The 22,137-nt window shown below is 65.0% G+C and carries 19 protein-coding genes and 1 riboswitch; of the genes, 2 read left to right on the top strand and 17 right to left on the bottom strand.

Annotated features, from left to right (window positions below):
• Positions 1 to 50: 50 nt before the first annotated feature.
• Positions 51 to 1,058: a LysR family transcriptional regulator gene (locus Cth01_RS09560; protein ID WP_045839034.1), complete on the top strand. Its 1,008-nt coding sequence runs from the start codon at positions 51 to 53 to the stop codon at positions 1,056 to 1,058.
• Between the two features lie 118 nt (positions 1,059 to 1,176).
• Here Cth01_RS09560 and cobF read toward each other — a convergent pair whose 3' ends face one another.
• Genes cobF through cbiT form a run of 4 tightly spaced genes read right to left on the bottom strand, consistent with a single transcriptional unit; the run spans position 1,177 to position 4,362 of the window.
• The gene (gene cobF, locus Cth01_RS09555; RefSeq protein ID WP_034351870.1) at positions 1,177 to 1,935 is read right to left on the bottom strand and encodes a precorrin-6A synthase (deacetylating); all 759 of its coding nucleotides are present in this window, start codon (positions 1,933 to 1,935) and stop codon (positions 1,177 to 1,179) included.
• Positions 1,935 to 2,729 carry a precorrin-4 C(11)-methyltransferase gene (gene cobM, locus Cth01_RS09550; protein ID WP_045839033.1) on the bottom strand — a complete coding sequence of 265 codons (795 nt, stop codon included), beginning with the start codon at positions 2,727 to 2,729 and terminating at the stop codon, positions 1,935 to 1,937. Before cobM ends, cobF begins: the two co-directional genes overlap by 1 nt.
• The gene (locus Cth01_RS09545) at positions 2,726 to 3,169 is read right to left on the bottom strand and encodes a cobalamin biosynthesis protein (protein WP_045839032.1); all 444 of its coding nucleotides are present in this window, start codon (positions 3,167 to 3,169) and stop codon (positions 2,726 to 2,728) included. Before Cth01_RS09545 ends, cobM begins: the two co-directional genes overlap by 4 nt.
• Positions 3,166 to 4,362: a precorrin-6Y C5,15-methyltransferase (decarboxylating) subunit CbiT gene (gene cbiT / locus Cth01_RS09540; RefSeq protein ID WP_045839031.1), complete on the bottom strand. Its 1,197-nt coding sequence runs from the start codon at positions 4,360 to 4,362 to the stop codon at positions 3,166 to 3,168. Before cbiT ends, Cth01_RS09545 begins: the two co-directional genes overlap by 4 nt.
• Between cbiT and Cth01_RS09535 the strand changes: the two genes are divergently transcribed.
• Positions 4,355 to 5,110: a cobalt-precorrin-6A reductase gene (locus Cth01_RS09535; RefSeq protein ID WP_052703292.1), complete on the top strand. Its 756-nt coding sequence runs from the start codon at positions 4,355 to 4,357 to the stop codon at positions 5,108 to 5,110. The two genes, cbiT and Cth01_RS09535, sit on opposite strands and share 8 nt — an antisense overlap.
• A gap of 31 nt (positions 5,111 to 5,141) precedes the next feature.
• Here Cth01_RS09535 and cobJ read toward each other — a convergent pair whose 3' ends face one another.
• From cobJ to Cth01_RS09470, 13 genes are all read right to left on the bottom strand, one after another.
• Complete coding sequence (gene cobJ / locus Cth01_RS09530) at positions 5,142 to 5,930, bottom strand: precorrin-3B C(17)-methyltransferase (protein ID WP_045839029.1); 789 nt, start codon at positions 5,928 to 5,930, stop codon at positions 5,142 to 5,144.
• A 25-nt stretch (positions 5,931 to 5,955) separates the two neighbouring features.
• A complete protein-coding gene (gene cobI, locus Cth01_RS09525; protein WP_045839028.1) occupies positions 5,956 to 6,696 on the bottom strand; it encodes a precorrin-2 C(20)-methyltransferase in 741 nt (246 codons plus the stop codon).
• 11 nt (positions 6,697 to 6,707) lie between these two features.
• Entirely contained in the window at positions 6,708 to 7,337 is a 630-nt protein-coding gene (locus Cth01_RS09520; RefSeq protein WP_045839027.1) for a precorrin-8X methylmutase, read from the bottom strand.
• Positions 7,321 to 8,592 carry a ferredoxin-like domain-containing protein gene (locus Cth01_RS09515; RefSeq protein ID WP_233425140.1) on the bottom strand — a complete coding sequence of 424 codons (1,272 nt, stop codon included), beginning with the start codon at positions 8,590 to 8,592 and terminating at the stop codon, positions 7,321 to 7,323. Before Cth01_RS09515 ends, Cth01_RS09520 begins: the two co-directional genes overlap by 17 nt.
• A 198-nt stretch (positions 8,593 to 8,790) precedes the next feature.
• A riboswitch (cobalamin riboswitch) is annotated at positions 8,791 to 9,030 on the bottom strand.
• Positions 9,031 to 9,201: 171 nt separating this feature from the next.
• Positions 9,202 to 9,822 (bottom strand): vWA domain-containing protein, encoded by a 621-nt coding sequence (locus Cth01_RS09510; RefSeq protein WP_233425139.1) that lies wholly within the window; start codon positions 9,820 to 9,822, stop codon positions 9,202 to 9,204.
• Positions 9,823 to 9,866: 44 nt separating this feature from the next.
• Entirely contained in the window at positions 9,867 to 11,081 is a 1,215-nt protein-coding gene (locus tag Cth01_RS09505) for a magnesium chelatase ATPase subunit I (protein ID WP_045839025.1), read from the bottom strand.
• Positions 11,078 to 14,914: a cobaltochelatase subunit CobN gene (cobN, locus tag Cth01_RS09500; protein WP_045839024.1), complete on the bottom strand. Its 3,837-nt coding sequence runs from the start codon at positions 14,912 to 14,914 to the stop codon at positions 11,078 to 11,080. The genes Cth01_RS09505 and cobN overlap by 4 nt, the downstream gene beginning before the upstream one ends.
• A gap of 63 nt (positions 14,915 to 14,977) precedes the next feature.
• Positions 14,978 to 16,024 carry a cobalamin biosynthesis protein CobW gene (gene cobW, locus Cth01_RS09495; RefSeq protein ID WP_034351882.1) on the bottom strand — a complete coding sequence of 349 codons (1,047 nt, stop codon included), beginning with the start codon at positions 16,022 to 16,024 and terminating at the stop codon, positions 14,978 to 14,980.
• Positions 16,025 to 16,072: 48 nt separating this feature from the next.
• Positions 16,073 to 16,903, bottom strand: a complete 831-nt coding sequence (locus Cth01_RS09490; protein ID WP_034392426.1) for a (2Fe-2S) ferredoxin domain-containing protein — start codon at positions 16,901 to 16,903, stop codon at positions 16,073 to 16,075.
• Entirely contained in the window at positions 16,900 to 17,715 is an 816-nt protein-coding gene (locus Cth01_RS09485) for an ABC transporter ATP-binding protein (RefSeq protein ID WP_080746065.1), read from the bottom strand. Before Cth01_RS09485 ends, Cth01_RS09490 begins: the two co-directional genes overlap by 4 nt.
• The gene (locus tag Cth01_RS09480) at positions 17,715 to 18,851 is read right to left on the bottom strand and encodes a FecCD family ABC transporter permease (protein ID WP_156160274.1); all 1,137 of its coding nucleotides are present in this window, start codon (positions 18,849 to 18,851) and stop codon (positions 17,715 to 17,717) included. Before Cth01_RS09480 ends, Cth01_RS09485 begins: the two co-directional genes overlap by 1 nt.
• Positions 18,848 to 19,891 (bottom strand): ABC transporter substrate-binding protein, encoded by a 1,044-nt coding sequence (locus tag Cth01_RS09475; RefSeq protein WP_045839154.1) that lies wholly within the window; start codon positions 19,889 to 19,891, stop codon positions 18,848 to 18,850. Before Cth01_RS09475 ends, Cth01_RS09480 begins: the two co-directional genes overlap by 4 nt.
• An 88-nt stretch (positions 19,892 to 19,979) precedes the next feature.
• Positions 19,980 to 22,112: a TonB-dependent receptor gene (locus tag Cth01_RS09470; protein WP_233425138.1), complete on the bottom strand. Its 2,133-nt coding sequence runs from the start codon at positions 22,110 to 22,112 to the stop codon at positions 19,980 to 19,982.
• Positions 22,113 to 22,137 lie beyond the last annotated feature (25 nt).

Below are 22,137 nucleotides of genomic sequence, written 5' to 3'. Positions count from 1 at the left end.
GCGAGAGGCTGGAACGAACTTTGTGGAAGCGATCGACATCCGTTGAAATCATGGCTGCTGACTCTTCTTTTTCTCAGATACAGGCCAGAGCAGGGGCTGCAAGCCCCGAGGGCCGCTTGCTCTTTTCCCGTATGGTCAAGCAGGTGCGGCTGCGTCAGTTGCAGCTTTTGCTGGCTTTGCAGCAATGCGGCTCGGTCATGCAGGCGGCAGTGGAGCTGAGCATGAGCCAGTCAGCGGCTACCCAGGCCCTGGCCGAGCTGGAGCGGGTGCTGGATATCAAGCTGTTCGAGCGCCATGCACGCGGCATGCGGCCCACGGTGGCAGGCCAGGCATTGATCGATGCGGCACGCGGCATGCTGGTGGGATTGCAGGAAGTGTCCGAATCGCTGGCCTCCATCCGTCGCGGGGCTTCGGCAGCGTTACGTCTCGGGGCCATTCCGGCAGCTGCGCTTTCGGTGCTGTCCCAGCTGCTGCCACGCTTTTACGAGGCACACCCGCAGGTCTATGTGGATGTGCATGAGGATGCCAGCGCCCCTTTGCTGTCGCAGCTCATGGCTTCCGGTCTCGATGTGGTGTTCTGTCGCCAGCCCCAGCTTTTGCCGGTGGAGTTTTCCTTCGAGCCGCTGCTGCTGGATGCGGCAGTGGTGATTGCGGATGCTGATCATCCGCTGGTCGGGCGGCGCGATGTGCCGCTGCCTGCCTTGAGGGGGGCGCGCTGGGTGCTGCCGAGCTTTGGCATCGCGGTGCGCAATATCGTGGAGACCGAGGTGCTGCCCGTGCTGGAGGATGCCTCCTGGTTTCCGGCCTCCACTGTGTCGCTGCCCGTGCTCGAGGGCCTGCTCACCCAGCCTGGGGCCGTATCGCTGGTGCCCCGCAGCATTCTGCCGGGACTGCGTTCCCAGGGGCGTGTGCGTGCGCTGGATGTGCGTATGGAGGGCGGTTTGCCACCGTTGGGCGCGGTGTATCGCACAGACCATGCGCCAGCGCTGCTGCAGGAGATGCTCAGACTCTGGCATCGGCTCGAGCTGCCTCATGCAGCAGTACCGGCGTCCGCATAGGCTGGCATCGGCAGGCAAGCTGAACACCCCAGGCCATCGATTCCTTGATGAGGTGAAGCACACCGCACGGTGATCCGGTGTGCCTGCCAGGCGACGGATGCGCCTGGGCGACCTTGGGTCAGGGGGCCGCGACCCTGCGCAGCAGGTAGATGTCCATGATCCAGCCATTTTGTTCGCGGGCCTGGGCGCGCCTGCTGGTGATGTCTGGCGCGATGTCGCAAAGCCGGCCATGCATGAGCAATTGCTGGGGCATGCCCAGATAGGCACCCCAGTAGATGTCGACATCGGTATCTTTCAGCTGTTCATAGCTGCGTTGACCATCCAGCATCACGACCAGGGTGTTCACCCCGGATGGCCAGCCGTTTTCACGCAGCTGGCGACCGGTGGTGATCAGAAAGGGCTCGCCGATTTCATTGAGGGCAATGCCATGGGCACTGCACAGCACCTGCATGGAGGTGATGCCAGGCACGACGCATACCTGTTCGCGGGCCAGGCCCAGACGCGAGGCAATGCGCAGCGTGCTGTCGTAGAGGGCCGGGTCGCCCCAGACAAGCAGGGCCACGCGTCCCGAACGGGCAGGGAGATGCTCCTGAAGACTGGCTTGCCAGCGCCGGGCAATGGCCTCATGCCATTCGTCCACTTGCTGGTCGTAGTCCGATCCCTGCTGGCGGCGTTGCGGCATGTCGAAGTGAGCAATTCGGCTCTCTTCCACGGCCAGGCCTTGCAGCAGCGACAGGCGGACCTGGGCCAGCTCGGCCTTGCTGTCCTCCTTGTGTGGCAACAGAACCAGGTCGGCGCTGCGAATTGCTTTCTCTGCTTCCCGGGTGAGGTGATCGGGGTTGCCGGTGCCGATGCCGATCAGGAACAGCTCCAGCATCAGGCGCCCTCGGTTCCGCGAGGGAAGCGCGGTTCGTCGCCGCGCGGTCGGTAGCGGCGATCGTAGTCATTGGCATAGAGTCGGCTGTTGCCGAAATCCTGCTGATTCAGGGTGGCCCCGACCAGAATCAGTGCGCTGCGCTGCAGCGGATTGGATTGGGCGGCGCTGGCAATATCTCCCACGCGGGTGCGCAGCACTTGCTCGTCCGGCCATGAGGCGCGCCAGACAATGGCTGCAGGGCAGTCTGCGCCGTAATGACTGGTGAGCTCCTGCTGCACTTGTTCGGCCACATGGACCGACAGATGAATCGCCAGTACGGCGCCGGTCGCCGCGAAGGCGGCCAGGGTTTCGCCGTCGGGCATGCTCGACGCCCGGCCCGAGGTACGTGTCAGCACCACCGATTGGCAGGAGCCGGGCAGTGTCAGCTCGGCTTCCAGCGCAGCGGCTGCGGCACTGAAAGCGGGGACACCGGGAGTGACTGTGTAGGGGATGTTCAGCTCGCGCAAGGCGCGCAACTGCTCACCCATGGCAGACCAGATGCTAAGGTCACCGGAATGCAGGCGGGCAACATCCAGCCCTTGTTCGTGTGCGGTCTGGATTTCGGCCACGATGTCTTCCAGCGACATGGGGGCGGTGTTGACGAGGCGGGCTCCGGCAGGGCAGTGTGCCAGCAGCTCGCAGGGTACCAGCGAGCCTGCGTACAGGCACACAGGCGAGGCGGCCAGCAGATCACGCCCGCGAACGGTGATGAGGTCGGCCGCACCGGGGCCGGCTCCGATGAAATGAACGGTCAAGGCAAAACTCCAGGGATAAATGGTGTGGGCAGCGGCAAGCCGGCAATCGCCAGCGTCGCACGTCGGTCTGCCGAAACGGTGCGCAGCACCAGCAGCCGGCTATGGGCCAGGACTGCGCCGGCATGCAGGGCCAGGGCTTCTGCAACGCTGCCCGTGGCAAAGCGCTGCTGCAATCTTGCGGAATGGGATGGTGTGGCGATATGCGCAATCGCGCTTTCGGCACAGGTCTTCCAGTCGATATGGTCAGGAATCTGGCTCGCCCAATCCTGCAAGGCGCGCGCCGCTGAGGTCTGGCTCCTGGTGGCCAGCAGGGCAAAGGTCCAGCGGCAGGGCGCTGAATCCGTTCCTCCAAGTCTCTGGCAGGCCTGGGTCCAGCAGCTTTCGAATGATTGAGGCAGAGCACCGGCTTGAAAGCCCCAGCCCGCGAACAGATGTCTCATTGGCTGCTCCAGACCCACTGCACCAGGGGGCGGGCAGGGGACCAGGAATGCATGCTGCCCAGGCTCTGAGCTTCGCTCCATTGCAACTGATACAGCTGGCCGCCATGCGTGCGGTGCAGCTCCAGCAGAAGTGCCTGGGTGTGCAGCGCCACGGCATTCACCACGAGGCGCCAAGGCCCGGAAAGACGCATGCACAAGGCATTGAACAGCTCCGCGCTGAAGCCGCCGCCGACAAAGACGGCCTGCGGCTCTGGCTGCAGACGGGGCAGGGCTGCCAGGGCATGGTCATGAACCACTTCGAGCGCTGCAGCATAGCGCTGCGCGTTCTGCGCAATATTGGCCGCACGCGCGGCATGCTGCTCCACGCAGATGGCCTGGCCGCCAGCCAGACACCACTCGACGGCGACCGAGCCCGAACCCGCACCCAGATCCCAGAGCCACTCGCCCTGGCGCGGAGCCAGCGCAGCCAGCGTCATGGCGCGCACCGGGCTCTTGGTGATCTGCCCGTCGTGTGCAAACTCACCGATGGGTCTGCCTGGTACCCGGGACAGACCTTTATCGCCGCGCGCTTCGAAAGCCGCAGTCACAGGGGCCTTGGCCGGCTGGGTTGCCAGCAGGGCGGCCAGCTCGCGCACCGTGCCGCTGCGTATGTCCTGCTGATCGCTGCCTGCCTGCTCCACCAGCCACAGAGGGCTGTCGCCCCAGCCCTGCTGCAGCAGCCATTGAGCCAGAGTGTGAGCGGCCGGGCCGTCACGCAACAGGCAGATAAAGCGCTCTTGAGGCGCCAGCAGAGGCGTCAGGCTGCTCAGGCTGCGGGCATGCAGGCCCAGGCAGTGGGTGCGCTCCTGGGACCAGCCCAGCTCGCCTGCAACCCAGGAAAATGTCGAGGCTTGAGGGTAATTGCGCCACTCGCCCAACTCCAGGTGCCTGGCCAGCGATGCCCCGGCACCGAAGTGAAACGGATCGCCGGACACCAGCACGGCCACGCCTTGCTGTCCACGCAGCTGCAGCACGGGCTCGACGCTGAAGGGGATCGGCCAGGCTCTGCCACGCGCTCCTGCTTGCGCCAGGGCCAGATGACGCGGACTGCCGAACACAACACTGGCATCATCCAGGGCTTGTCGCGCTGCGGGGCTCAGGCCTTCCAGCCCTGATGGATGAATTCCGATAATTGAAAGCCACGGATTGGCCATGACCCAAGTTCTCCTGTTAGGCGGCACTTTCGATGCCTATATCTTGTCCACGCTGCTGCATGAGGCCGGGGTGCAGGCCATCTATTCCTATGCCGGGGCCACCCAGACGCGTCGTACTCCGGCCTTGCCCGTGCGTGTGGGCGGTTTTGGCGGCGTGCAGGGGCTGGTCGATTACCTGAGTGCGCATCACATCACCCATGTCATCGACGCCACCCACCCATTCGCCGCACAGATGAGTGCCAATGCCATCGCGGCCTGCGCCCAACTGGATCTGCCCTTGCTGTCCATGGAGCGGCCAGCCTGGCAGGCGCAGCCCGGCGACCAATGGCAGCATGTGCCCGATATGGCGGCTGCCGCACAGGCCTTGAGTCGGTCTTTGAAGCGAGTGTTTCTGGCCATAGGACGCAAGCAGCTGGCGGCGTTTGCAGGCCTGGCCGACGAGCACCAGTTTGTGCTGCGCGTCATCGATCAGGAGGGCGGCTCCTTGCCGTTGCCGGCATCCAGCTATGAGCTGATCGTTGCGCGCGGCCCGTTTCGGCTCGCCGATGAGCTGGCGCTGCTCGGGCAGTACCGCGTCGACTGCATCGTCAGCAAGAACGCCGGTGGCGCAGATACCTATGCCAAGATCGAGGCCGCACGGCAACTGGGCATTCCGGTCATCATGGTCGACAGGCCGGCGCTGGCGCCGCGCACCCAGTGCCAAAGCCCGCAACAGGCCATGGAGTGGTTGTACCGGCAGCGCTGCTGAGCACTTTTGCCTGGCAGGACCTTGCGCGTACTCAGGCATGGTCGCTCACGATGGAAGGGGCGCGGCTGCAGACTTCATAGCTGCGCGGGGTATAGACATGCTTGCCCACCTGCCTGGTCTGGCTGTTGCCCACGATCACCACCGTGCGCATATCGGCCATATCGGCCCGTGCATCCAGCAGCTTCACGACCCGCAGCGTTTCATCGGGGCGGCTGACGTTGCGGGCAAAGCAGATCAGGCGCTCGGGCTCGCATTCCTGCTGCAGCACCTGCAGCGCCCGGGAAAAGCCTTGCGGGCGTGATCGGGAGCAGGGGTTGTAGAACGCCATGGCGAAATCGGCCTGGGCGGCCAGACGGATGCGGCGCTCGATGATGCTGGCGGGCTTGAGGTTGTCAGACAGATTGATGGTGCAGAAGTCATGTCCCAAGGGGGCGCCCAGACGCGCTGCCGCGGCCAGCATGGCGGTGATGCCCGGCTGCACCTGCACGTCCACGCCCTGCCAGCGGGCATGCTCCTCGGGGCTGGCCTGCTCCAGCGTCTCGAACACGGCACTGGCCATGGCGAATACGCCCGGGTCGCCCGACGAGAGCATCAGCACCTTGCGGCCCTGGGCTGCAAGATTCAAGGCATTGCGTGCACGTTCCAGCTCTTCACGGTTATCGCTGGCATGCAGCTGCAGATGTTCCAGACCCTGCAGCCGCTCCACATAGGGAAAGTAGCCGAATGCATCGCTTGCGCTGGCGATGCTGTCGCGCACCTGCTGCGTCAGCAGCGCATCATCGCCCGGGCCCAGGCCCAGCACCAAGAGTTGTGGAGGCATTGTGGTCGTGCTCATGACAGCGCATTCACATGTCGTTTGCCGGGCGGCGGCCCTGGCCGTGCACGACGATGATGGCGAAATAGGGGCAGCGCTCGGGTGCGCCGCTCAGCGGCATGACCTGCTGATCGCTCATGGTGCCGTTGATGACCAGCCAGGCTCGCTCCAGCTTGCCTTGCTCGCTCAGCAGCGCACGGATGCGGCCCAGATGCCGTCCCACCTTCATGATGACCAGCGCATCCGAGCGCGCCATATGCTCGCGCAGCGGCGTATCGGGCAGGGTCGCGGGCAGCACGCTCATCACATCGTCACCCCAGGTCATGGGAATGCCGGTGGCATGCCAGCAGCCCACCATGCCGGGTATGCCGGGCAGCACCTCGACCGTCACCTGCGCCGCCTGGCGCAGACGCACATAGAGGTGCATGAAGGAGCCGTAGAAGAATGGATCGCCTTCGCAAAGCACGATCACATCCTCGCTGCGCGTCAGCTGTGTCAGCCGGGACTGCCAGTCCTGATAGAAGCTGGACAGCTGGGCAATATAGCGTGGGTCGTCGTGCGGGATCTCCGTGGTCAGCGGGTACTCCATCGGGTACTCCGTGACCTCGGCATGCAGCAGGCCGTTGACCAGTTGCCGTGCCTTGCCCGGGTGACCGCGCTTGCGGAAGTAGGCCACATGGCGGGCGTTTCTCAGCAGGCGGTCGGCCTTCACGCTCATCATGTCGGGATCGCCGGGACCCAGTCCCACGCAGAAGATTTTTCCGTGATTCATGGTGACTCCTCCTACTCCACCGTGGTTGCCAGCGCGTTGATGGCGGCAACCGTGATGGCGGAGCCACCGAGGCGTCCTTGCACGATGGCAAACGGAATCTGTCCCCATTCGCGCAGAGCGTCCTTGGACTCCGCAGCTCCCACAAAGCCGACCGGGCAGCCGACGATGGCCGCCGGGCGCGGGCAGTCCGGGTCCTGCAGCATATGGAGCAGATGAAACAGGGCTGTCGGCGCATTGCCGATGGCGACCACGGCGCCGTCCAGATGCTCGCGCCACAGCTCCAGTGCTGCGGCGCTGCGGGTGTTGCCCATGTCGGCTGCAAGCGCTGGCACACGCGGGTCCTGCAGGGTGCAGATGATGGGGTTCTGGGCCGACAGGCGCTTGCGCGTGATGCCCTCGCTGACCATGCGTGCATCGCAGAGCACGGGTGCTCCGCGCTGCAGTGCGGCTTCCGACGCTTCGGCAAAGGTCGGGGAGAAATGGATATGTGCGGCCAGCTCCACCATGCCGGCTGCGTGAATCATGCGGCAGGCGACCCGCTCTTCCACGGGGTTGAAGCGCTTGAGATCGGCCTCTCGGCGGATGATGCTGAAGGATTGCCGGTAAATCTCTTCACCGCACTTTTCATAGTTGTAGGTCATTGAGTTGTTGCTGTATATCGTGAGGATCGGAGTTCAGAGGCCGATAGGGAATGGATGCCCTGGCTGACGGCTGAGCTTCAGCGGGGCTGGCGTGCAGCCATATCTGGCCCGTTGTGTCCTGGCTGGCAAACACCACACTTGTCGCATCGGCAGGCAGGGCACAGAGCTTGGCGCAGCCGCTGATATGAAGATGCCGGTCCGCCGCCTGTGAGCTGGCGAATTGCAAGGCCATGGGCTGGGCCGGGATATGGGCCTGAGGGCAGTTGGGGGCGCCGGTGCAGGCCGAGACTCGCAGGCGCACATCCGCGGACTGGCTGATCCAGTCCCTGGCATCGAGCCGGGCAGGCAGTGAATCCAGGTGCTTGTTCGGAAGAAGCAAGGATTTCCAGGGCGTGACCCGGATCTCCGCTTGTTCGGGCATGAGAGCCGCCAGCTTCTGTATGGCCCATGCGTCCAGGCGTCCCAACGGGGCGCCGAGCAGCAGGCCGTGGAGGTTGGGCGCTCCGGGCCGCAACGACCTGGCAGCGTTCCTGTCCAGAGTCCGGGGCTCAAGGTGATGACTGGCCTTGGCGAGTCCGCAGGCCTGAAGGTCGATGGGCTTGGCAAGGCCGCGCAATCGGCCTGCCGCCTGCGAGCTGCGCTCACGGGCAAACCACAGGGCAATCTGTATGGCTGCCTGCACGGCAGCCGGTGCAGTCTCAAAGCCATACCAGTCTTCCGATTGGCCCAGGGCAAGCCCATAGCCTCCATCGGCGCAGGCCCATAGCTGAAGGTCGGAGCTCAGGCTTCGGAGATGACACTGCGGATCGTCGACCAGCATGTCGAATTTGCCGGGCAGGGCCGGCATGCTCTGCTGTTGCAGGGCCAGGGGACTGAGGTCACGCGCCGCTGCACCGGAAAGCGCCAGAGCCAGTGCATGGGTGCGATCTCCTCTTGTATAGAACGGAGTGCAATGCACGGCAGGCGCCAGATCTGCCTGTTCATCGGCAGGGGCCAGTCTCGAGACAACGAGCGCTGCGCGCAAGGCAGGCAGGGCCGATTCGTGCACGCCGCGCAATTGCAGATTGCCGAGGCGGGTCAGCTCGATCTGGCCCGAGGCATGGGTTCGTGCGAGTTCGGCCAGTACCAGCCACTGAGCGGCGGTTAGAGACGCGCAGCGAGGGCGTACGCGCACGATCCAGCCGTCCTGTGCCTGCATGGGCTTCCAGGTGCTGGGGCACCAGCCACGAATCTGGATGGGCTCAGGGCTAGGCAAGCTCTGCTCCAGGCGACGAGGCCAGGGCACGGCCGGCCCGCTGGGGCAAATCTGACTGGCAAATTCCATGCAACATAGGTCATCCACGGTCGGTTTGGCCGATACCCGGGCCAGACAAACAAAATGTGCAGAGGGAAATGAAGAGGTGATGAGCCGCACGCAGGCGCTGGCATATCACAAGCCACATGCAACCCCGCTGCGCCTTGTACACACCAGGCCGGTCTCCGGACTTACAGAGCCCACCTGAGGGTGGCATGTCGATGCGCCTTCCCGCTTTCGCAGTGGCGGCCATGGCCGTGGGCCAGAGCATGCATCTCCATATCTCTGATTACCGTTGCGGGTGCAGTGCAGGATTGGTGGGAACTCCATTCACCTGCTTCTCGTTTCACCTCCGCGTGCAAAAGCACGCCATGAGGCACCTGTGGTGGCGCGATCTTACGCGATAACCTGGTGCACACGGCCGAACTCATCGGCCTGACAGCCGCTTTCCTGCCGCCCGTGTGGCCGCTGAATATCGATAGGGCGAGCAGGGGGAGTGTGATGCCCTGTCAGATGGTTATCAAAATAGATAGCTGCTAGCGCTTTCCTGTTAAGAGGTAGAGGCGATTTTTAGTTGAATTTCAGCGGCAGTCGCAGAGTATCCGGCCAGGCCTTTGCCAGCCGCTCGGCACCACCAAACAGGCGCTTGTTCTGGACCGCAGCGGCTTCACAGTCCACCAGAATCTGCGCAAGGGCAGGTATGGGGCCGCGCTCCAGCTGCAGTACATCGGGGCTGCGGAAGTCGCTGATCAGCCAGAGGCAGGATGGTTGCCGGGAGTATCTGGCCGCCATCTGCCAGCCCGCCTGCAGGGCCTGGGCCAGCGGCGTGCCGCCACCGCCGCGCAGCGGCTCGATCAGATCGGCATTCCAGCGTGGCGCCCGCGTGGGCTCCAGCAGCCAATGGAGCCGGCCTGAGCCGAAGCAGAGCAGGGCCACGGATTCGCGCTGCAGGTAGGCCCGGCGCAGCCACTGCAGCAGCAGGCCCTTGGCCTGGGCGAATGCGCCGCTCTCCACCATAGAGGCCGAGCAGTCCAGCAGGAACAGGTGTTGCCTGCGCACTGCTCCCTCGGGCTGGCGCCAGCGCAGATGTGCGTGTGCCAGTGGCTGGCCCTGGCGTTGGCGCAGGGTGGCTGTCCAGTCAATCGATGCCCCTGGCATCTTGTGGACGCTGGATACGGCATGGCTGGCCAAGGCCAGGCCATGGTTTTCGGAGCCGACTTGCCCCCGGCCGGCGCTCAGCGCAGCGGACCGGAGGCCCGGGCTTTTTTTGCGGCCAGGGCCTCCAGGGCTGCCTGTGCCATGGCGTCGGCCTGTTGAGCCTCAAATACGACGCTGCTCACGGCTTGAGCCTGTCCCCAGCCGGCAGGCGGCTGTTCGAGGCTCGGGCCTGCCTCTTGAGGCAAGGAGCTGGTGGCGCCGGGCTCGCGGGTAGCCGGTGAATGAGATGCTGGTGCCTGGGTATCGGGCTCTGTGCGGGCTGAGCTGCCCGCGGCTGACGGTGTGGCGGGCGTTGCCGGCGGCTGGGCAGAAGGCGTGGCTGCGGGGGGCTGCCGCAGCTGGCTGGAGCTGCCCGGATCTGGCTGGCTGGCGCGATGCTGCAGCACCAGTGGCGCGACTTCGGACACATGTGCGGGCGTGATGCTCTGACTGCCTTGCCAGGCCGCCAGGGCGCGTGCAGCGCGCAGCATGACCAGGTCGGCACGCAGCCCGTCGACCTGGGCGGCAATGCACTGCAGGGCCACGGCCTCGTGGACGGCATCGCTCCAGGCCAGCTCCGAGGCATTGCGGCAACGGCTGCGGGCCAGCGTCAGCCTTTGGCGAATCTCCTGCTGCTCGGTTGCACGAGATCGGGCGAAGCCCTGGGGATCCTGATCAAAGCGTAGCCTGGCTTTGACAATGCTGCTGCGCAGTTGCGGATCATTGGCATTGTCCAGTTGCACGCAAAGGCCCAGTCGGTCCAGCAACTGTGGCCGCAGCATGCCTTCCTCGGGGTTCATGGTGCCGATCAGCACAAAGCGCGCGGCATGGCTGTGCGAGATGCCGTCGCGCTCTATGCGATTGATGCCGGAGGCCGCCACATCAAGCAGCACATCGACGATGGCATCGGGCAGCAGATTGATTTCATCGACATAGAGCACGCCGTCGTGCGCCTTGGCAATCAGACCCGGAGCGAAGCCCACTTCGTGGCCTGAGAGCGCTTTGGACAGGTCCAGACTGCCGGTCACATGCTCGATGGAAGCGCCTAGCGGCAGGGTGACAAAGGGCGCAGGGGCCAGCAGGTCCGCCAGCGCGCGGGCCGCCGTGGACTTGGCCGTGCCGCGCGGGCCTCGAATCAGCACGCCGCCCAGCTGCGGCTCTATCGCGGCGAGCAGCAGGGCCTGCACGAGGGCGGGCTGTCCCTGTATGGCAGAGAGTGGGAATACGGGTGCCGGATCGTGGTTCGGGCTCATTGGGAAACCTGTCCTTCCATGAATTCTTCGTGCTCCAGCATCTGGGTCAGCAGGCTCTGGCGATGCTCGCCGGGCTGCTCCCACATGCCGCGGTCTATGGCTTCCAGCAGGCGCGAGACGATATCTCCCAGCGCCTGTGGATTGTGCTGGCGCAGAAACTGGCGCACGCTCTCATCTTCCACATAGGCCTGGGTGACCATGGCGTAATGCTGGTCCGAGACCAGCGCGGTGGTGGCATCGAAGCCGAACAGATAATCCACCGTCGCCGCCATCTCGAAGCCGCCCTTGTAGCCGTGGCGCATGGCGCCCGCAATCCACTTGGGGTTGGTGACGCGGGCGCGCACCACGCGGCCGATCTCCTCGGCCAGGGAGCGAATCCTGGCAGACTGAGGATTGCCGTGGTCGCCATGATAGACGGCAGGGTCGCTGCCGCCCAGGTGCCGCACTGCCGCCACCATGCCGCCCTGATGCTGGTAGTACTCGCTGGAGTCCAGCAGGTCATGCTCGCGGCTGTCCTGGTTCTGTAGAACCACATCGAGTGTCTGCAGACGCTGCTCCAGCGCGGCGCGGGCCGGCACGCCATCGGCCTGCTGGCCGTAGGCATAGGCTCCCCAGTGCAGATAGTGGCGTGCAAAGTCGCCCGCGTCGGTCCACTGGCCGCTACGCAGCATCTCATGCATGCTGGCACCATAGCTGCCGGTGGGCGCTCCGAAAACGCGCCACAACGCCTGTTCGCGGGCCGCGTCGGCGCTCAGGCCCTGATCCACGGCAGCCTGCGTATCTCGCAGCACGCGCGCGCGGATGGGGTTGTCCTCGGCGTCCTCATCGAGCTCGGCCACGGCACGCACCGCGGCATCGAACATCTGCACCACGTTGGGAAAGGCATCGCGGAAGAAGCCGCTGATGCGCAAGGTCACGTCGACACGCGGGCGACGCAGCCCCACGGCGGGAATGACTTCAAAGTCGGTCACGCGCTGGCTGCCGGCCGCCCATTTGGGACGAACCCCGATCAGGGCAAAGGCCTGGGCGATATCGTCACCGCCGGTACGCATGGTGGCTGTTCCCCATACGGAAAGACCGATGGCCTGTGGATATTCGCCATGCTCCTGCAGATAACGCTCCAGCACGCGCTGCGCGGACTGCTGCCCCAGTGCCCAGGCGGTCTGGGTGGGGATGGCACGGGTGTCCACGGTGTAGAAGTTCCGCCCTGTGGGCAAGGTGTCGCAGCGCCCGCGCGAGGGTGAGCCGCTGGGGCCGGGTGGAACAAAGCGTCCTTGCAGTGCTTGCGAGAACTGCAGCAGTTCCTGCGGGCCGCAGGCATCCAGTGACGGTGCAATCTGCTGCTCTATGCGCGTCAGCACTTGTAGTGTGTGCGGCCAGTCGCGGGCCAGCGTGGGATTGGCAATGACCTGCAGGGCCAGCAGCTCGAGCCGCTCGCGCGTGTCGCCGCCATGGCGCCAGGTGCCGGCATCCTGCTGCTGCAACGCGGCCGGGCGCAGGCCGTTCCAGGGGGCTGCGGCATCCATGTCCAGCGGGTTCCAGTCCATGGCCGGCAGCAGGTCGGCTGTCAGCGCATTGAGCAGGCCTTGCTCGCTGCCGACATTGCCGGGATAGCGTGCCAGCGAGAGCAGGGTGGATTCGCGCAACTGGCCCTGTGGCGAGCTGCCGAAGATATGCAGGCCATCGCGGATCTGGGTTTCCTTGAGTTCGCACAGATAGGCATCGATGCGTTCCAGCAGCAGCTCGTCGGCACCGGGCTGCGCGCCCGCCGCTTCGAGGCCGAGTTCGCGCAGCAGATCCTGCTGTCTGGCGCAGTCCAGAATCTGCTTGCGCAGCATGCCGGAGCGGCGCAGATCGACCAGCAGGGCTTCGTAGTACTCGTCCACCAGGCGTTCCAGCTCCTGCATGGGGCCGTGGTTTTCGGCGCGCGTGAGCGGCGGCATCAGATGGTCGATGATGACGGCCTGGCTGCGGCGCTTGGCCTGAGCCCCTTCGCCGGGGTCGTTGACGATGAAGGGGTAGACATGCGGCAGCGGGCCGAGAATGGCATCGGGCCAGCATTGCTGCGACAGCGCGAGGCTCTTGCCCGGCAGCCATTCCAGATTGCCATGCTTGCCCACATGGACCATGGCGTCCACGCCAAACACATCGCGCAGCCAGAAGTAGAACGCCAGATAGTGATGGGGCGGCACCAGCTCGGCGTCGTGGTAGCTGGCGTAGTCATTGCGCCCGTCGAGAGAACGTGCGGGCTGTATGCCGACAAAGACATGGCCCAGCTGCAGGCCGGCAATCATGAACCAGCCATCGCGCAGCATGGGGTCTTGCTCGGGCGCTCCCCAGCGCTCGGCTATGGCCTGGGCCATATCGCCGGGCAGCTGTGCCAGACGCTGTTGATAGGCCTGCAGCGAATAGCCCTGGCTTGCAGGACGCAGCGGCCATTTTTTTGGGTCATTGGCAATGCCTTGTTGCAGCAGGCCCATCAGCGCCAGGCCGGAGTCGGGCCGCGCAGCAGCATCCCCCAGTTGCCAGCCGTCGCGTGCCAGCTGATCCAGCAGGGCAATGACGGATTCCGGCGTATCGAGACCCACGCCGCTGCCCATGCGTGCCTCGCTGCCCGGGTAGTTGGCCAGTATCAGCGCGGCTTTCTTCTGAGCCGCAGGCTTGCTGCGCAGCTGGCACCAGCGCCAGGCCAGCTCGGCAATCCAGGCAATGCGGTCGGGCTCGGCCTGGTAGCTGATCACATCGGTTTGCGTCAGCTCGCAGCGATGGGCCAGGCCTTTGAAGCTCATGGCGCGCGTCATGATGCGACCGTCCATCTCGGGCAGCACCACCTGCATGGCAATGTCGCGCGGGCGCAGGCCCTGGCTGTCGGCCAGCCAGTCCTCGCGGTTGCTGCCGCTGGCAATCACCTGCAGCACGGGAATGTCGCCGGCCAGCGCGTCGGCCGCCTCGCCGGTGCGCGCATGTTCTCCGAGGGCCGCAAACGCCGTGGTGTTGAGAATGATCTGCACCTGGTGGGTGATGCACAGGGAGCGCAGCGTCTGCAGGCACAGCCCGTCCTTGAGCGACTCCAGGGCCAGCGGCAGCGGGTTCAGGCCGCGCGCGAGCAGGGCGTCGGCCATGGCATCGAAGGCCTCGGTATTGGCCGCCAGCAGATGCGAGCGGTAGAAGACCAGCATGGCCACGGGGGCGCCGGGCGTCCAGCGTGCCTGCAGGTCGTCCAGGCCCGGAAGATGCCCAGCATCGTCGGCCAGCCAGGCTTGAGGCACATGCACGGCCACGGGGGGCAGCACCCGCACGGGCGCTCCCTCGCGGCCCTGGTTCAGGCCCCAGGCTGCCGCCATGCGCAGGAACTCGCGTGCATTGCCCAGGCCGCCGGCGCGCAGGTATTGCCACAGCGCACGGCTTTGCTCGGGCTCCAGCGTGCCTTTGGCCAGCAGTTCGGGATCTTCCTGGTTGTCGCCCGAGAACATGGCCAGCTTCTGGCCCTTGCGGCGCGCCAGCTTTTGCAGCTGCTCGATGCCGTAGGGCCAGGTGGACTCGGCTCCCAGATGATCGACGATGACCAGCCTGGCATGCTGCAGCACCTCGTCGATATACAGATCGAGCGAGGCGCTCTGGCGCAGATGCAGCAGGTTGGCCAGGCGCAGCGTGGGCGTGGAACCCCCGGCCCGGGGCTCGGCCTGTAGCCACATCCGGTAGGCATCGGCCAGCAGCGACAGCGTGGTGTCGGCAGAGCTGAGCACCACCATGTCTGCAGGCGTCTGGTCCAGACGGGTGATGATGCTGTCGTCTTCGACAAAGCCGCCGGGGCGGGAGCTGAGCAGGTGCATGATTCAAAAAGATAGCTTTATCCGCTTGCCAGTAAAGCGATAGAGGCCGATTTTGCTTGGATTTTATGCCTGGGCGCCCATCAAGGCCTGGCGCAACATGGCGGCGTCCAGCTGCTTGCCGATGAACACCAGACGCGTGGCCGCAGCTTCGCCGTCGGCCCAGGCACGGTCGAAATAGGCATCAAAACGGCGGCCCACGCCCTGCACCAGCAGACGCATCTTCTTGCCAGGCAGAGCGGCAAAGCCCTTGACGCGCAGCACGCCATGTTGCTCAACGATGGACTGCAAGGCCTGCATCAGGCGGTCGCGGTCCACGGCACCCAGGTCGAGGTGCAAGGAGTCGAAGGCATCGTGGTCATGGTCTTCGTCATGGTCATGGTGGCTGTGCTTGTCGTCGATCGACAGCTCGGCGGCGCGATGCTGGCCCAGCAGCACGTTCAGGGGCACCTGGCCCTGCACGGCTTCGATCATCTTCACGCTGGCAGGTACTTCTTCGGCCACCAGGGCTCGCACCTGACCGAGTTGTTCGGCCGTGACCAGATCGGCTTTGGACAGCACCACCAGGTCGGCGGCCGAGAGCTGATCCTCGAACAGCTCATGCAGGCTGGCGTCATGGTCCAGATTGGGGTCGGCCTGACGCTGCTCGTCGACAGCATGCGGGTCATGGGCAAACTGGCCGGCAGCCGCAGCGGGCGTGTCGACCACGGTGACCACCGAATCGACGGTGAAGACATTGGCAATGTCGGGCCACTGGAAGGCCTGGACCAGGGGCTTGGGCAGGGCCAGGCCGCTGGTCTCGATCAGCAGCACATCGATGTCGGCGCGGCGTTCTGCCAGGGCCTTCATGACGGGGAAGAACTCTTCCTGCACGGTGCAGCACATGCAGCCGTTGGCCAGCTCGTAGATCTGGCCGTCTGCGCCGCCTTCTTCCTTGCAGCCTATGGCGCAGGTCTTGAGGATTTCGCCGTCAATGCCCAGTTCGCCGAACTCGTTGACGATGACCGCCACGCGCAGGCCCTTGGCCTGCTCGAGAATATGGCGCATCAGCGTGGTCTTGCCGCTGCCGAGAAAACCGGTGACGATGGTGGCGGGGATTTTGGTGGTTTGCATGGATCACTCTCCGGATGGGGATCAACAGGGAAATTCAACAGGTAAAACTTATTCGTGCAGTGCGGGCTGTGGCCCATGCACGCGCAGGTGTTCGTGGGGGCAGTCATGCTGCTGCACATGGGCTGTCAGCACGGGCTCGATCGTCGTGGCATCCATGGGGCCGTACCACACGCCTTCGGGGTAGGCAATCATCAGCGGGCCGTGGTTGCACGGGTACTGGCAGCTGGTTTGCAGCAGCATCACCTGCTTTTTGAGCAGCGGGTTTTGCTGCACGGTGCGTGCCAGTTGCGGCCACAGCGCGACGGCTCCCTTGGCCGCGCAGCGTGGGCCCACGCACCACAGCACATGGTGCTGGTGCTCCGGCACTTGAGACCAGGCTTTGGGGTCGCGCTCCCAGTCTTCATCGGCCAGCAATTGCGGCACATCGGGCTGTTGCAGCGCGCTGGGAATGGTGGCGGCCAGCAGCTCGGCCAACGCCGGCAACTGCAGCAGGGGTTGAGCAAAAACGATGCGAGGGGCGTATTTGCCGGGTTGCCCTCCAGCCTGTTGCTTGGCGCGCCAGCGCATGATGAGCTTGTGCAGCCAGCGGCGCAGCGAAGGCTCGTCGGGCACCATGACGGGCAGGATCAATATCTGATCGGCATCGGCGCACAGGTCCAGCGCTTCGGGCAAGGCAGGCTGTGCTCGGTCCACAAAGGCGGGTTGCACACGCAGCACAGGCGTTTGTGCGGCAGCCAGCCGGGCCTCAAGCTGCGTTGCCAGATCGCTCAGTTCCGTCAGGCCGCCCGCATAGGCCGCACCGCGGCTGAGCACCACGATGGCCAGGCCGGCGTTGGCTGCAGGTAAAGAGGGCGTGGGCTCAGTGCAGGTCTGGGTCATAGCAGCTCATCCGGCATGAATTCGATCACGGGCTTGCCCGTGCGTGCGCTGGTGTGCACCTGGGCGCGCACGCCGTAGACACGGGCAATGGTCTCTGGCGTCAGCACTTCGGTCGGAGTGCCTTGCGCCACCAGTGCACCGTGCTGCAAAAGGTAGATGCGGTCGCAGTAGTGCGCGGCCAGCGGCAGCTCGTGCAGAGCGGCCAAAGTGGTCAGGCTCAGGCCGCGAATCAGGTTCATCAGCTCGAACTGGTGGCGCACGTCGAGGTGGTTGGTGGGCTCATCCAGCACCAGCAGTGGCGCTTGTTGGGCCAGTGCGCGGGCCATGAGCACGCGCTGCTTCTCACCGCCCGAGAGCGTGGAAAACATGCGCTCGGCCAGTGGCTGGGCCTGCACCCGCGCAAGCGACTGGGCGACGATGGCAAAGTCTTGCGCGCTGTCTTTGTCAAAGGCGCTTTGGTGCGGCGTGCGTCCCATCAGCACCACATCGCGCACGCGCAGATCGAACTCGCTGGCATTTTCCTGTGCCAGCACGGCCATGGCACGGGCGTTGTCGCGGGCACTGTGCCGCCAGACGTCGCGCTCCTGCATACAGACCGTGCCGCTGGCGGGTCTGAGGATGCGGTAGATCATGCGCAGCAGCGTGGACTTGCCACTGCCGTTGGGCCCGAGCAGGCCCACGAACTGGCCACGCGCCACTTGCAGGCTGACATCACGCACGATATGCGCCGCTGCGGCCTGAAAGTTGAGCTGACTGGCCTGCAAAAGCAGCTCGCACTGGCTGGGCGCCTGAGCTTGATGGGCTTGGAACATCACAGGCTCAGCCTTTCCCGGGCATTCTTGCGGCACAGCATCCAGACAAAGAAGGGGCCGCCCAGCAGCGAGGTGATGACGCCCACAGGCACCTCGGCCGGAGCAAAGCTGATGCGCGAGAACACATCGACCCAGACCAGAAAGATGGCGCCAACCAGCGCCGCCACGGGCAGCACGCTGCGATGCTCGGCCCCCACAAGCATGCGCGTGACATGGGGCACGATGAGGCCCACGAAGCCGATTGGGCCTGTCAGCGCCACCAGCACGCCGGTGACCAGGGAGACCAGTACAAACAGCCAGCGCCTGGTGCGCGTGGTGTCCACGCCCAGCGTCATGGCGGTTTCTTCGCCTGCGAGCAGGGCATTGAGTGAGCGCGCCTGCGTCAGCAGCAGCACCACGCCCGCCAGCAGCAGCAAGGCTGGCAGACCCAGCTCGTCCCAGCGCGTGCCGGCCAGGCTGCCCAGTGTCCAGGTCAGCACCGAGTTGGCCAGTTCGCGCTGATCGGCCGTGAGCACGATCAGGCTGGTGACGCCGCCCAGGCAGTAGGCAATGGCCACGCCGCCCAGAATCAGGCGCGAGGCCAGTAGCCTGCCGTGGGCATGGGCGAGAAAATACACCGTGGTGCAGGCGGCCAGCGCGCCGCCAAAAGCGCCCAGCGGCAGGGCCAACTCGCCCGCAAAGGCCAGTGTGCCAAAGGCCAGCACGCTGACCGCGCCTACCGAAGCGCCAGACGACACGCCCAGCAGATAGGGGTCGGCCAAGGGGTTGCGCACCATGGCTTGCATGGCCACGCCCACCACGGCCAGTCCTGCTCCGGCCAGAGCGGCGAGCAGCACGCGCGGCAGGCGCACGCGCCAGACGATTTGCTGCTGGGCCACGGTCCAGTCACCTCCGGACCCGCCAAAGTTCAAGCCCAGGCTGTTGAGCTGCAGGCCTATTTCATGCGCCGTGATCTGCCATGCCAGTTGCGGCGCCATGCGCACCGGCCCCAGCGTGATGGCTAGCGTGAGCGAAAGCAGCAGCAGCGCGATCAACGCCGCCAGCCACAGTGCCAGTTGATGGCGCTGGGCCGAGAAAGCATTGGCGGTTGCGCTGACCGAAGCCGCACTGCTTGGGTGCTCGGCGGTCTGCATCATGGCTCGCTCACCTGCTCGGGTATCTGCTCAGGGTGCAGCGCATGGGCCAGGCGCAGGGTGGCGGCGACATTGCGCGGGCCTGGCGTTGCCTCGGCAAACTCCAGCAGCACGAACTTTTGCTCGCGTATGGCCTTGAGGTGGGCCAGCTCGGGCTTGGCCAGCAGAAACTGGCGTTTGCCGTCGGTCACGGGTCTGTCGTTATCGACGATGACTATCCAGTCCGGTTCGCGGGCAATCACGTCTTCCCAGTTGCCGCGCATCCAGCTGCTGTCCAGATCGTCAAAGATATTCGTTGCGCCCGCGGCCTCGATCATGGCCTGGGGCATGGCATAGCGGCCCGTGGTGACGGGGATGTCTGTACCGCTGTCAAACACAAAGACCTTGGGTTTGTGGCTCACGTTCTGGAGGGCATCGGTCACGCGCTGCAGCTGGGCGCGCTGCTTGCCCACCAGCGCCTGGGCGCGTGCCTCGATGTCAAAGATGCGGCCCAGGTTGAGCAGGTCGTTGAAAGTGTCTTCCAGCGAAACGCGTTCGCGAGCCACCTGCCGTATGCAGGATTCGCTGAGCACATAGCTGGCGATGCCCAGCTCCTTGAGGCTGGCAGGAGTGATCTGGCCGGGTCTGAAGCCATAGGACCAGCCGCTGAAGACAAAGTCCGGCTGGGCGTTGAGCAAGGTTTCCAGGTTCATGCCCTGGCTGGACAGATCGGGCACGCCGGCCAGCAGCGGCTGCATGGCGGTGGGCAGGCGGCTGATGTCGCGCAGACCGCCATAGCCCACCAGCCTGTCCTGCAGGCCCAGGGCAAGAAACATCTCCAGCAGATTGATGCCGTGCACCACGGCACGCTGCGGAACTTTGTCATAGACCACGGGCTGGGTGCAGACATCGATGGTGAGCGCTGTTTTTGCCGGTTTGCTGGGTGAGGCCTGCGGGATGCTGCCGGCCTGATGGCTTTCGCCGCAGGCGCTGAGCGCTGCTGCCGAAGCCAGCACCGCAACAAACCATAGCGGTTGCTTCAGTAACAGGAGCTTCTGGCGCATGTATTTAAAGGACTTCATGGCTAAAAGTGTCTGAACTCAAGAAAATACAAGCGCAGGCAGCTACTGTTATAAAAGCGATGCATGGCACTTAGAACGTGAACTCGGCCGTGAGATCGACGCGCCGCCCCTCACCCGGGTAAGCCTGTGACGCCCTGGCGCTGGAGACGGCCGAGTAGGTGTAGAGCTTGTCCGTCAGGTTGCGCAGCGTCAGGCGATAGGTGCTGTGCGGCTGGGGACGCCAGCTCAGTGCTGCATCCCAGACGGTGTAGCCGCCGCTGCGCGCGGTGTTGGCGTTGTCCGCAAAGCGGCTGCCCACTGCACGTGCGCCCAGCGATGCCTGCCAGCGGCCCAGGGTGCTGTGGGTGGTGTAGTGGGCCCACAGATTGGCGGTGTTGCGCGCCACATTGGTGGGACGCTTGCCGGAGCGGTCGGCGCCACCAGCTTCGATCAGTTGGTCATACTTGGCGTCGACAAAGGCGTAATTACCCTCAAGGCGCCAGTTGGGCGACAGGCGCATCACCGCGCTCAGCTCCAGCCCCTGCGAGCTTTGCTTGCCGCCTTGCACGGACAGCAAAGCGTTGTTCGGTTCGCGCGTGATGATGTCTTTCTTCTCGATGCGATAGGCGGCGGCCGTCCATTCGCCCTGGCCCTGGGCGAACTGCTGCTTCAGGCCCAGCTCGATCTGGCGTGCCGTGGTCAGCTTGAAGGGGCTGTTGCCCAGGTTCAGGGTCAGCACATTGGTGACTGGGTCATGGCCTTGGGATAGCTGGCCGTAGAGGCTGGTCTGGGCACTGAGCTTGTGCGTCAGGCCCAGGCGCCAGGCCGTGCCGGTCAGACGTTTGTCGAAGGAGCCGCTGCCCACCAGATCATTGCGCTCAAAGTCCGTGAGGGCGCGGCGTATGCCGGCCAGCAGCAGCCATTTGTCGGTCAGCGTCCAGGCATCCTCGGCATAGAAGTCATGCGTGGTGGCCTGAGTGCGATAACTTGGCAGCATGGGCGAAGTATTGGGCCAGTAGCCCAGCGAGGGCTCGTTCACGCCGATGGTCGCGCTGCCCGCATAGTCGTTGCGTGCAAAGTTGAACCGGGCGCGGCTTACCTCCCAGCCCGCTACTACTTTGTGTGCACCGGCCTGGATGGTAGTTTCCAGCCGATTGCCGGTCTGGGCCAGATCGTGGGCCAGCTCCAGATAGTCACCCAGCGTCACTTGCTGCTTGCTGGGGTTGTAGCTATAGGCTTCGATGTTGCGCCAGTAGCGGTCGGCCTTGAAATGGTAGAGCTCGTTGCTCACGCTCAGCCAGTCGTTGACCTGGTACTGGGCACGGGCGCGCACGCGCTTGTCCTTGATGCGGATATCGCTGTCAGCGGTGTTGAAGTTGCGTCCCAGCAGCTCGGGCACGATGGCACCGTTCACGGTGGGCGTGCCGAAATAGCGTGCAGGTTTTTCGTCGCTGACATCGGCCAGCAGTTCCATGCGCAGGGCCGCCGTGGGCTGCCAGCGCAGCGTGCTCATCAGCTTGCCGCCGCTGGCGCGGCTCATGTCGTGCTCGCCATTGGTGTGGTGGCCATAGGCATCCAGGCGGTAGCTCAGCGTGTCGCTCAGCGCGCCGCCCATGCCCAGACCGAGCTTGGCCGTACCGTGCGAGCCGGCCCCGACCAGTACTTCGCGCACCGTCTCCTTGCTGGGCTGCTTGCGCACCACATTGGCCGTGGCGCCCACGGTACCCGTGCCATAGACGATGGAGGCAGGGCCGCGCAGCACTTCCACGCGCTCATAGCCCCAGCTGTTGGCAGGGTAGGGCGTGGTCGACGAGGCCACGCTCAGGCGCACGCCGTCTTCGGCGATGCCCACCGAGTTGGTGCCGGTGAAGCCGCGCGTGCTGAAGGACAGGCTGCTGTAGCTGGTGGCAGACAGTGGCGTCATGCCCACGGTGCGGCCGATGATGTCGGCCATGCGGCTATCACCGCGCTCCTGCCAGGTCTGCTCGTCCACATAGTCGAGGCTGGCGGGCAGGTCACGGGTGGCGATGCCGGTCCGGCTGCCCGATGTTGTTGGCTGCGACAGACCCAGTCCGCCAGGGGCGTTGTCCGTGACCTGTACGGTAGGCAGTTGCGCTGCGGAGGAGAAAGTGGAGGGACTTGAGCTGTTGGCCGAAGGCTCTGCGGCCAAGGTCAAGGCAGGTGCCAGGCCGATCAGGGCAGCAGGCAGGGCGAAAGATTTCATGTCGTCAGCGAGAACTGACCAGCCT

Origin of the sequence: Comamonas thiooxydans (assembly GCF_000964545.1) — a bacterium.
GTDB classification, from domain to species: Bacteria; Pseudomonadota; Gammaproteobacteria; order Burkholderiales; family Burkholderiaceae_C; genus Comamonas; species Comamonas thiooxydans.
Note: the sequence above shows the minus strand (reverse complement) of the source record. Positions and strands in the feature narration are given on the sequence as shown.

Coding starts and splice junctions, on each gene's coding strand:
- Cth01_RS09560 (WP_045839034.1), top strand. CDS start 51: ATGGCTGCTGACTCTTCTTTTTCTCAGATACAGGCCAGAGCAGGGGCT.
- Cth01_RS09470 (WP_233425138.1), bottom strand. CDS start 22,112: ATGAAATCTTTCGCCCTGCCTGCTGCCCTGATCGGCCTGGCACCTGCC.
- cobW (WP_034351882.1), bottom strand. CDS start 16,024: ATGCAAACCACCAAAATCCCCGCCACCATCGTCACCGGTTTTCTCGGC.
- Cth01_RS09505 (WP_045839025.1), bottom strand. CDS start 11,081: ATGAGCCCGAACCACGATCCGGCACCCGTATTCCCACTCTCTGCCATA.
- Cth01_RS09545 (WP_045839032.1), bottom strand. CDS start 3,169: ATGAGACATCTGTTCGCGGGCTGGGGCTTTCAAGCCGGTGCTCTGCCT.
- cobJ (WP_045839029.1), bottom strand. CDS start 5,930: ATGCCTCCACAACTCTTGGTGCTGGGCCTGGGCCCGGGCGATGATGCG.
- cbiT (WP_045839031.1), bottom strand. CDS start 4,362: ATGGCCAATCCGTGGCTTTCAATTATCGGAATTCATCCATCAGGGCTG.
- Cth01_RS09475 (WP_045839154.1), bottom strand. CDS start 19,891: ATGCGCCAGAAGCTCCTGTTACTGAAGCAACCGCTATGGTTTGTTGCG.
- Cth01_RS09485 (WP_080746065.1), bottom strand. CDS start 17,715: ATGTTCCAAGCCCATCAAGCTCAGGCGCCCAGCCAGTGCGAGCTGCTT.
- cobN (WP_045839024.1), bottom strand. CDS start 14,914: ATGCACCTGCTCAGCTCCCGCCCCGGCGGCTTTGTCGAAGACGACAGC.
- Cth01_RS09490 (WP_034392426.1), bottom strand. CDS start 16,903: ATGACCCAGACCTGCACTGAGCCCACGCCCTCTTTACCTGCAGCCAAC.
- cobF (WP_034351870.1), bottom strand. CDS start 1,935: ATGCTGGAGCTGTTCCTGATCGGCATCGGCACCGGCAACCCCGATCAC.
- Cth01_RS09520 (WP_045839027.1), bottom strand. CDS start 7,337: ATGACCTACAACTATGAAAAGTGCGGTGAAGAGATTTACCGGCAATCC.
- Cth01_RS09480 (WP_156160274.1), bottom strand. CDS start 18,851: ATGATGCAGACCGCCGAGCACCCAAGCAGTGCGGCTTCGGTCAGCGCA.
- cobI (WP_045839028.1), bottom strand. CDS start 6,696: ATGAATCACGGAAAAATCTTCTGCGTGGGACTGGGTCCCGGCGATCCC.